The organism is Nocardia asiatica NBRC 100129 (genome assembly GCF_000308415.1).
Classification (GTDB): Bacteria; Actinomycetota; Actinomycetes; order Mycobacteriales; family Mycobacteriaceae; genus Nocardia; species Nocardia asiatica.
Window position 1 is genome coordinate 1 of the sequence record NZ_BAFS01000272.1, and the last position, 9,000, is coordinate 9,000.

At 69.0% G+C, this 9,000-nt stretch carries 11 protein-coding genes and 1 pseudogene; 1 reads left to right on the forward strand and 11 read right to left on the reverse strand.

Annotated features, from left to right (window positions below; translation table 11 throughout):
- The 3 genes and pseudogenes from ON27_RS41560 to ON27_RS25870 all read right to left on the reverse strand — a co-directional run.
- Positions 1–173 (reverse strand): annotated as a pseudogene (locus ON27_RS41560) (glutamyl-tRNA reductase); the annotation flags it as partial.
- A complete protein-coding gene (locus tag ON27_RS25865) occupies positions 170–1,000 on the reverse strand; it encodes a redox-sensing transcriptional repressor Rex (protein WP_043733276.1) in 831 nt (276 codons plus the stop codon). The pseudogene ON27_RS41560 and the gene ON27_RS25865, both read right to left, overlap by 4 nt.
- Before the next feature lie 240 nt (positions 1,001–1,240).
- Positions 1,241–1,501, reverse strand: coding sequence for a glutaredoxin family protein (locus ON27_RS25870; protein WP_043733279.1), 261 nt, complete (start codon positions 1,499–1,501; stop codon positions 1,241–1,243).
- A gap of 223 nt (positions 1,502–1,724) precedes the next feature.
- Here ON27_RS25870 and ON27_RS25875 point away from each other — a divergent pair, with 223 nt between their 5' ends.
- Positions 1,725–2,672: an HAD family hydrolase gene (locus ON27_RS25875; protein ID WP_051047001.1), complete on the forward strand. Its 948-nt coding sequence runs from the start codon at positions 1,725–1,727 to the stop codon at positions 2,670–2,672.
- Between the two features lie 7 nt (positions 2,673–2,679).
- On the opposite strand, the gene ON27_RS25880 is transcribed toward ON27_RS25875, so the two are convergent.
- The 8 genes from ON27_RS25880 to ON27_RS25910 form a co-directional block, all read right to left on the reverse strand.
- Positions 2,680–3,687, reverse strand: a complete 1,008-nt coding sequence (locus tag ON27_RS25880; protein WP_043733281.1) for a lysophospholipid acyltransferase family protein — start codon at positions 3,685–3,687, stop codon at positions 2,680–2,682.
- Complete coding sequence (locus tag ON27_RS25885; protein WP_051047002.1) at positions 3,684–4,757, reverse strand: NAD-dependent epimerase/dehydratase family protein; 1,074 nt, start codon at positions 4,755–4,757, stop codon at positions 3,684–3,686. The genes ON27_RS25880 and ON27_RS25885 overlap by 4 nt, the downstream gene beginning before the upstream one ends.
- A 210-nt stretch (positions 4,758–4,967) precedes the next feature.
- Positions 4,968–5,069 carry a 30S ribosomal protein bS22 gene (locus ON27_RS41565; protein ID WP_003402602.1) on the reverse strand — a complete coding sequence of 34 codons (102 nt, stop codon included), beginning with the start codon at positions 5,067–5,069 and terminating at the stop codon, positions 4,968–4,970.
- 227 nt (positions 5,070–5,296) lie between these two features.
- Positions 5,297–5,599, reverse strand: coding sequence for a helix-turn-helix domain-containing protein (locus ON27_RS25890; RefSeq protein WP_373282793.1), 303 nt, complete (start codon positions 5,597–5,599; stop codon positions 5,297–5,299).
- A 145-nt stretch (positions 5,600–5,744) separates the two neighbouring features.
- On the reverse strand, positions 5,745–6,563 hold the full coding sequence (gene proC, locus ON27_RS25895; RefSeq protein WP_043733286.1) for a pyrroline-5-carboxylate reductase: 819 nt from the start codon (positions 6,561–6,563) through the stop codon (positions 5,745–5,747).
- Positions 6,564–6,595: 32 nt separating this feature from the next.
- Entirely contained in the window at positions 6,596–7,480 is an 885-nt protein-coding gene (locus tag ON27_RS25900) for a thioesterase family protein (protein ID WP_083887815.1), read from the reverse strand.
- Between the two features lie 142 nt (positions 7,481–7,622).
- Positions 7,623–8,507 carry a sugar phosphate isomerase/epimerase family protein gene (locus ON27_RS25905; RefSeq protein ID WP_043733297.1) on the reverse strand — a complete coding sequence of 295 codons (885 nt, stop codon included), beginning with the start codon at positions 8,505–8,507 and terminating at the stop codon, positions 7,623–7,625.
- Between the two features lie 127 nt (positions 8,508–8,634).
- The coding region (locus tag ON27_RS25910) for an Rv0497 family membrane protein (protein ID WP_043733288.1) at positions 8,635–9,000 on the reverse strand (366 nt) is incomplete at its 5' end.

Genomic DNA, 9,000 nt, shown 5'->3' on the forward strand with positions numbered 1-9,000 from the left:
ACCGCGTAGACCTCCACCCGGTTGCAGGTGGAGACGATCATCGCCTCGGACACGTGGCTGGAGGCGAGCAGACGGTCGATCAGCTTGGGCCGGTCGGCATCGGTGACGGCCACCTTCTCCAGCACCGGGACCGGCGCGCTGCGGTGCGAGATGCCGACGAGGAGAACGCTCATGGTGTGACCACCGATCCCTTGCTGCTTGGCTCCGTTGCCGTATGCGGGGTTGTCGAGTGCTGGAGGGCCGGATGCGCGGGCGCGGTGTGCGGCGTCGGCAGCCGGTGCGCGATGCGGCCGGACCCGGCGTGCGCGACTTCCGGCAGCGGGGCCTGATCCGCGTTGCGCACCCGCTCGAACGACAGCATCTGCATCTCCACGGCCAGGTCGACACGACGGACCTCGACCGTCGCGGGCGCGACCAGCTCACAGGGGGCGAAACTCAGGATCGACTGGAGCCCGGACGCGACGAGCCGGTCGCAGACGTCCTGGGCCGCGTCGTCGGGGACGGTGATGACCGCGATGGTCGGCTCCAGTTCGGTGACCGCGGCCGCCAACTCGGCGACGTCGCGCACCACCAGCCCGGCCACCGGCAAGCCGATCACCTCGGGGTGACTGTCGAAGATGCCGACCACGGTGAAGCCGCGCCGCCGGAAGCCGCCGTAGCCGACCAGCGCCCGGCCCAGATTCCCCGCGCCGACCAGCACCACCCGGTGGCCCTGCGACAAGCCGAGCACGTCCTCGATGCGGGAGCGGAGCTTGGCCACGTCGTAGCCGACGCCGCGCACGCCGTTGGGACCGAGGAAGGAGAGGTCCTTGCGCAATTTGGCCGAATTGACACCCGCCGCGACAGCCAGTTCCTCACTCGATACGATGGCAACACCGTCGTCGGCCAGCATGGCGAGGACCCGAAGGTAGGTAGCCAGCCGGGCGACGGTGGCCTGCGGGATGTCCTTCTGCAGAGCCCTGCCGGAGACGCCGCCTGGCGCCTCATGCTGCTCTGTCACGTCGTCGGCTCCTCGTCCCGGGCCTCGGGCACCGGTTCGTCGCTCGACCCCTCTGACCCGGGGGCGGTCCGGTGCCATGGTGTCGAAGTTTCGGATTTCGGGGCGGCTCCGCAGCCTCGGCATGCGGGTCGCGTGCCACCACCGTAACTGCTTGTGAAGCCCTGCACAAAGTCGGTGAAATTGGCCTCATTTTCCGCTGCGACCAGCACAGCGGCCGAATCGGACGGAAAACGCCGTACCTCAGCGCGTCAGGTCCGCTCGCAATCGGGTCTCGTCGACATCGAAATAGCTGTGCTCGCGGCCGTCGAGCAGGACGACGGGAAGCCGGTCGCCGAACTCGGCGCGCAGGCCAGGGTCGGTGCCGGCGGCTTCGTCGACGTCGACGGTCCCCGGTTCGATGCCGAATTCGGCGCAGATCGAGCGCAGCCGTTCCAGTGCCGTCGCACACAGGCCGCAGCCCGCGCGAGTCAGCAATGTCACCGAATGTGTGGGATTGGTCATGACCGATATTTAATCCGGGCCGCGAAGATCACAAGGGCTCGGTGCGCGCCACGCGATTGTGTCGCGCACCGCCTTCTGCCGTGACTGTCGCCCGATCCGGCTACTGTTGACATGGTTCGCGCGACGGGCGGAGGTACTGGTGCCGGAACGATCGAGGGTGGCGAGGGCCGGATTCATCGCGGGACGCTTCGGTGAGTTTCCGGCGCGGTGGAATCTGAGCCAGATGGGCCAGGGTCTGCAGGACCAGCTGGCCCGCATCTCGCGCAGCCCCTTCGGCCCGAGTGAAGAGGAATTGCGGGCCAATCTGGCCGGTGAGGCGAGCGCCGACGCCGCACTCACCCTGCACGACGCGGAACTCGCCGCGGGCGAGGTGGCGGCGGCGGGCCCGGAGGCGCTGCGCGACCTGACCGCGGCCGCGTTCTTCGACGTCGACAACACGATGGTGCAGGGCGCCTCGATCGTGCATTTCGCCCGCGGTCTGGCGGCGCGCAAATACTTCAAGACCTCCGACCTGGTGGACGTCGCCTGGAAGCAGGTGAAATTCCGGGTCACCGGCAAGGAGAGCAGCACCGATATGGCCAGCGGCAAGGAGAAGGCGCTGGCCTTCATCGCGGGGCGCTCGACCGCCGAGCTGGCCGCGCTGGGCGAGGAGATCTACGACGAGATCATCGCCGACAAGATCTGGCCGGGCACCCGCGCGCTCGCGCAGATGCATCTGGACGCGGGCCAGCAGGTGTGGCTGGTCACCGCCACCCCGGTCGAGCTGGCGCAGGTGATCGCGAAGCGGCTCGGGCTCACCGGCGCGCTGGGCACCGTGGCCGAGAGCGTGGACGGCACGTTCACCGGCCGCTTGGTCGGCGACATCCTGCACGGGCTCGGCAAAGCGCACGCGGTGCGCACGCTGGCCATCCGGGAGGGTCTGAATCTCAAGCGGTGCACCGCGTACTCCGACAGCCACAACGACGTGCCGATGCTCTCGCTGGTCGGCACCGCCGTGGCGATCAACCCGGACTCCGACCTACGCGAAGTCGCCAAGAACCGCGGCTGGGAGATCCGCGACTTCCGGACCGGCCGCAAAGCCGCCAAGATCGGCGTGCCGACCGCTCTGGCCCTCGGCGCGGCGGGTGGAGCCGTCGCCGCCGCGGTCACCCGCCGCCGCGACGGCGGCTAGCGCTCCCCTATCCCGTGAAGACGTTGCGGCGCTTGGTGAGCAATTTGTAGAGCGTCTGCTGAATCGTCTCGCGGACCTGGTCGGTGACCTCGAACATGGTCATCGGGTCGTCGGCGGCCTCCGGCTCGTAGGCCGTGGTGGGAATCGGAGTGCCGAACTCGATGTACCACTTGGACGGCAGCGGGACCGCGCCGAGCACGCCCAGGTGCGGGAACAGCGGCGTCACCGGGAAGTACGGGAGGCCGAGCAGCCTGGCCAGCGGCTTGAGATCGGCCAGCTTCGGATAGATCTCCTCGGAACCGACGATCGAGCACGGGATGATCGGCACGCCGGCGCGCACCGCGGCGGCGACGAAACCGCCGCGGCCGAAGCGCTGCAGCTTGTAGCGATCGGTGTACTGCTTGCCGACGCCCTTGAATCCCTCCGGGAACACGCCGGTCAGCTCACCGGAGCGCAGCAGCCGTTCGGCGTCTTCCCGGCAGGCCAGCGTGTGGCCCGCCCGGCGAGCGAGCACGCCGAGCACCGGGGTCTCGAAGATCAGATCGGCGGCGAGCAGGCGCAACGCGCGCTGTTTCGGGTGCCGGTCGTGCACGGCCAGCTGCAGCATCAATCCGTCCAGCGGCACGGTGCCCGCGTGGTTGGCCACGAGCAGCGCGCCACCCGTCTCCGGGACGTTGTCCATCCCGCTGACCTCCACCCGGAACCACAGCTCCGACAGCGGCCGAAGGGCGGGCAGGATGACCGACTCGAGCAGGTGCTCGTCGAAACCGAATTCGTCGAGCTGGTAATCGCCGGTGAGCCTGCGGCGGGCGAAATCCGCGGTCTTGGTGATCTGCTTGCCGAGAGCGCCGCGCAGCATGCCCGACAGCGACTGCGGCGGGGCGGGCGCCACCGCCGCGCGCCGCTCCGTCAGCGAGGTCACCGGACTGGGGGCGGCGAGGCGGCGTGGCGCCGGCCGCTGGCGCGCCTCGATCTGCAGATCGTGAAGTTGGATGACTTTCGCTACGTCGTTCATTTAGGTGCTCCCGTACCGGCCCCGAGCAGGCCGAGCAGTTTGTGTTCTGCGGCGTCGATCCACGCTGGATCGACCACGGGCCGCAACGCTGCGCCCCCTATGAAGTCGTCGAACGCCTGTACCGTCGTCCAGCGCGGCTCGAATCCGAGCTCGGTGCGCATGCGAGTGGTGTCCAGGCCACATCCGAAATGGAAATAGTCGAGCTGTTCGGCGGAGAACTCCCGCATGACAGGGCCCATCAGCAGGCGCCCGACGGTGCGGAACACCGTGAAGGGAACCGGCAGCTCGATCCGGCCTGCCCGCCGGACCGCCTGCGACAGTGACAGCGCCCCATCGCCGGCGATGTTGTACGTGCCGCCGGCCGCGGTTCGCGCCGCGTGCGTCAGCGCGGCCACCGCGTCCTCCTCGTGCAGCAGCTGCATCCTGGCATCCCGGCCGAAGACGGTGGGGGTTACCGGCGAACGCAGATATTGCACGCCGCGGGCGGCCAGCCGGGGGCCCACGATCGGCGCGAATCGCAGAATTGAGGTGGCGATATCGGGGCGCCGCCGGGCGAGCCCTCGAACGTAACCCTCTATATCGTTCATGTCGCGCGCGAAGCCACCACGCGGGGGTATGCGCGCGCTCATTTCCTCAGTGAATTTCGCGGGGTCCTTCGCGCTGCAACCGTACACCGCCGAGGAGGAGCGCAACACGACCCGGCGCACCGAGGACACCTTCTGACACACCGCGAACAGCTGCATCGCGCCGAGGACGTTGTGGTCCTTCATCACGGCGCGGCCGCCGCCCGCCGGTGGACGCGCCAGCACCGCGGTGTGCACCACGGTATCCACCTCGCCACCATCGATCACCTTACGGATCAAGGGGTTTCGGATGTCCGCGCGCACAAACTCGGCGCGGCCCATACGCCGCTGCAACTCTCGACCGGGCGTCATCGTGTCGACGGCGAGGATGCGTTCGATCCCGGGCTCGTGAGCGAGCCGGGCGACGACCGCGCCACCGAAGAAGCGGCTGGCCCCGGTGACCAGCACGACCCTCGGTGTGTGACCTTCCCGACCCGCAGAACCCACCGGCACCCGCTTTCCTTTGCCAGCCGCCTTTGTGATTATTCCCAGTGCCCAGCGTAGCGGCTGCCTACCCGCTCACCGAGAGTATTAACCAGGATCTAACGATGACTTCAGTCACGCGATACGAATGAGATTTTCAAAAATTACAAATTTCAAACAAAAGGCCCGTCACCTATTGGTGACGGGCCTCCGCAGCTACCACGCAGCGATGCCTTACTTGCCGAGTTTGCGCCGCTGAACACGCGTGCGGCGAAGCAGCTTGCGGTGCTTCTTCTTCGACATGCGCTTGCGGCGCTTCTTGATCACAGAACCCATAGGGTTGTCCTCGCGTTCTCTCTACTCGGCGCGCACGCTGCCCGTGCGCGATTGCCGGACGCCCGTCGGCCGGTGCCCCGGCCGACCGGCCAGGGTCGCTCGGCCGACCTCACGTCCCGTGTCCGCGCCGCCGGATACCACGGGGCAACCAAAAACGATGCCACCGGCGGGCGAACACGAACCGAGGAACTATCGTACCGGCACGACCCTGCGGTCTCGAAACCGCCTCATCCAGCGTCGAAATAGGACGTTTCCAGATAGTCGTGCACCGCCTTGGCGTGCACCCGGAACGATCGGCCGACGCGCACCGCGGGCAGTTCGCCCGAGTGCACCAGCCGGTAGACCGTCATCTTGGACACCCGCATCAGACTCGCCACTTCGGCGACGGTGAGAAACTGGGTGCCGCCGCCGAGCACGGGTTGCCCCTGCGTCGCGGCCTCACGCTGTGGACGGGAATTCCCCCGATTGCCTGCGGGACCGGAGCCGCCGGACGCTCCGGAATTCGCAGACATCTTGTTCGAAGACATCATTGCACCATTGACCTCCGGCACGTCCGCGCCGCCGGCTTCCCCACCGGCGGAACAGACACGCACGTGCTCCTTGAAGCTTAGCGGGACCAGTGGTGTTACTGCGACGGGAGTGAGAAATCGGGTTTTCCGATCTGAAACAGACCGGTCACTCCGCTGACGCGCCCTGTTCGGCGGACCGTTGCTTCGCCGCGAAGAGGCCTTCCCAGAACGCCGAGCGTAGTCCTCCGCGCTCCAACTCGCGGATCGCGGCCGCGGTGGTGCCCGCGGGCGAGGTGACCGCGGCACGCAGTTCCGCGGGGGTCTGGCTGGAGCCGTCCAACAGGGCGGCCGAGCCGATCATGGTCTGCACGACGAGCCGGGTGGCCACGTCCCTGGTGAGCCCGAGCCCGACGCCCGCGTCCACCATGGCCTCGACGACCAGGAAGAAATAGGCCGGCCCCGACCCGGAGACCGCGGTGACGGCGTCCATCTGGCTCTCCGCGACAGCGACCACCTTGCCGACCGACTCGAGCACCTCGGTCACCAGTTCCAGATGGTGCTGGCGCGCGTAGCGGCCGGGCGCGATCACGCTCATGCCCTGCCCCACCAGCATCGGCGTATTCGGCATCACCCGCACCACCGGGAATCCGGCGGGCAACTTGCCCTCCAGCCGCGCGGTCGGCACTCCGGCCGCCAGCGAGACCAGCACCTGATCGCGATCGCTGCCGATCTCCGCCTTGCCCAGCGGGGCGAGCACGGCGTCCACGTCGCCCGGCTTCACCGCGATCACCAGCAGATCCGCGCCCACCGCCGCGTCCGCGAGGTCGTCGGTGACCCGGATGCCGAACCGATCGGCGATCTGATGGGCCCGTTCCCGATGGGTCTCGACGACGACCAAGTCCTTGGTCAGCCGCCCCGACTCCAGCAACCCGGCGACCAACGCCTCACCGATGCGCCCGCCACCGATCACCGCAATTCTCGTCATGGGGCTCAAGGCTAGACGGCGCGCGCCCGAACTCAGCGCTGGGGAACGAGCGCCAGCTGACGACTCTGCGCGACGACCGCACCGGTCGAGTCGAGCACCAACTGGTCCTCGTCGAACATCCGCCTGCCCACCTCGTGGGTGGTGGCGATGACCCGCAGCCAGCCCGGCGCGGGCCTGCGGCGCAGGTAGGTGGTCATCTGCACGGTCGGGGCCCAGCCGAAGTGGCCGAGGTTCATCGGAACCGGCGGACTCATGTCGGCGCTCATCATGGCGAAGTACATGGCGACGTCCGGGTCCTGCTCGTCGCCGGGGCGCGGACGCATCCACAGCCGCAGCTGCGGTTGCCCCGTCGCACCGTCCAGGAAGCGAGCCCACTCGCGGTCGAGATAGATCTCGGCGCCGCGGCCCACGTGCACGATGTCGCCCATGGCGGAGCCGGGCTCGTAGCCGATGGCGTCGGCGGGCGGCTCCGCGGGCATGTCGGAGTGCTGCGGGGCGTAGATCGAGTCGGTGTCGTCGAGGCGGCTGAAGGTCAGCGCCGTGCGCACCAAGACACGGCCGTCCTGGACCAGATCGGTGTCGGCCAGGCAGATCTGGCGGCCGATCTTGCGCACACGCACCTCGTATTCGACCTCGCCGGGATTGGGGGCGCCGAGGAAATCGGAGCTCGCCGCGACCGGAGCCATCCCGACCAGGGACGGATCGGCGGCGCGCAGCCGATTCGTCGCCGCCGCGGCGCTGGCCGCGACCATCGTCCCGCCGTGCACCTTCGGACCGATGGTCCAGATGTCGTCGATGACGCCCAGGTAGCGGCCGGTTCCCTCGGTCGAGGGCCGCGCTTCGGTCAGCGCGCAGACCTGGCTGAACGGTGCGTCGGTCGTGGCAGCCCGGCCGAGGTCGGTCAACTCCGTCGTCATCCTCACTCCTGTCCTTCGTCGGCCGCACCTGACGGCGTCGTCCGCTACGGGGAAGCGCTTACGGTCGACGAGCGGCGTTCGTACAGCGTACAACGCATCCCCCGGCGCACCGCATCTCGTCGTGGCGAAGGAGCGACCAGCGTCACATCGGCGACTCGGGCGAACCGTGGCGCGCGCCGCTGGGGGTAGGCGCGGCAGCGACCTCCAGATGCCTGCGGGCGAAGGCCAGAGTGCGATGCAGCATGGCAGCCCGGTCCTTGGTGGTGCGCGCGTTCTGCGTGTTGATCTCGGCGACGGCTTGGCCGGAGAAGCCGGTGGCGACCAGTTCGGCGCACACTTCCACACACGGCTGCGTGCCCTCGCCAGGCACCAGGTGTTCGTCGTGCGCGGCGCCCCGGCCGTCGGCCAGGTGCAGGTGGGCCAAGCCCGGGCCCATCCGGGCAGCCAGGGCCAGCGGATCGGCGCCCGCGGTCGCGGTGTGCGACAGGTCGAGGGTGTAGTGCCGGAACCCCGTCTCGGTCGGATCGTAGGACGGGCTGAACGCCGTGAGCGCCGGACCGGGGCCGCCGCGCCGCTCCAGCCGCTTCACCGCGCCTTCGCGCCGGCCGAACAGCGTGTCCGCACGCATCGGGAACATGTTCTCCACCGCGACGACCACGGGGCTGCGCTCCTCCAGCTCGGCCACCTGCGCGGCGAAACCCGCCGCGTAGCGGCGCTGCCAGCGGAACGGCGGGTGCACGACCACGGTGCTCGCGCCGAACGCCTCGGCGGTGCGCACACTGCGCTCGAGTTTGGCCACCGGGTCCGAGCCCCAAACCCGCTGCGAGATCAACAGGCACGGCGCGTGCACGGCGAGCACCGGCACGTCGTACGTGCGGGAGTAGGCCTGCACGGTGGCGATGCTCTGACTGGCCGGCTCGGCCCAGACCATCAACTCGACGCCGTCGTAGCCCAGCTCAGCGGCATAGCGGAACGCGGCCTCGGTGTTCTGCGGGTAGACCGAGGCCGTCGAGAGACCGACCCGGATGGGCTTCGGATCGGACGCGCCCCCGGCGTCTCGCGGCGAGCCCGCGCCCGTGCGCGATCCCGCCTCCGGGGTGTGCCGCACTCCGGTCTCGTTCGCATGCCCGATGTTCCCCACAGCCGCTCCCTACTCAGTTCGTACTGAGAAGAAAGGCTAGTGGCCCCAGTGTGACGAAGATGCCCACGACGACGGCGATCACAGTGCTGAGGATGTCGTCGGTCCTGCGCAGAATCCGCACCAGGGCCACCAGTCCCAGAATCACGATCATCGCCAGCGCCAGCGCCACCCAGGGCAGCATCTCCCACATGCGCTCGAAGCCCTTGAACAGCAACATGCCCGCGACGGCGGCGCCGGTGCTCTGCCCGCCGAGAATCATCCACTGGCGACGGTTGGCGTCGTACTCCGCCTTCTTGGCCGCCCGCGACCGGCGCGGCGCGGTGGCCCTGCTCGCGGCCCGCGGCTCGTCGGCGACGTCGTCATCGTCGTCGTCGTCCAG

What these genes read in the sequence shown, in the direction of transcription:
- ON27_RS25870 (WP_043733279.1), bottom strand. Translation starts at nt 1,501, where the DNA reads ATGACCAATCCCACACATTCGGTGACATTGCTGACTCGCGCGGGCTGC.
- ON27_RS41565 (WP_003402602.1), bottom strand. Translation starts at nt 5,069, where the DNA reads ATGGGTTCTGTGATCAAGAAGCGCCGCAAGCGCATGTCGAAGAAGAAG.
- ON27_RS25880 (WP_043733281.1), bottom strand. Translation starts at nt 3,687, where the DNA reads ATGAACGACGTAGCGAAAGTCATCCAACTTCACGATCTGCAGATCGAG.
- proC (WP_043733286.1), bottom strand. Translation starts at nt 6,563, where the DNA reads ATGACGAGAATTGCGGTGATCGGTGGCGGGCGCATCGGTGAGGCGTTG.
- ON27_RS25890 (WP_373282793.1), bottom strand. Translation starts at nt 5,599, where the DNA reads ATGATGTCTTCGAACAAGATGTCTGCGAATTCCGGAGCGTCCGGCGGC.
- ON27_RS25875 (WP_051047001.1), top strand. Translation starts at nt 1,725, where the DNA reads ATGGGCCAGGGTCTGCAGGACCAGCTGGCCCGCATCTCGCGCAGCCCC.
- ON27_RS25900 (WP_083887815.1), bottom strand. Translation starts at nt 7,480, where the DNA reads ATGACGACGGAGTTGACCGACCTCGGCCGGGCTGCCACGACCGACGCA.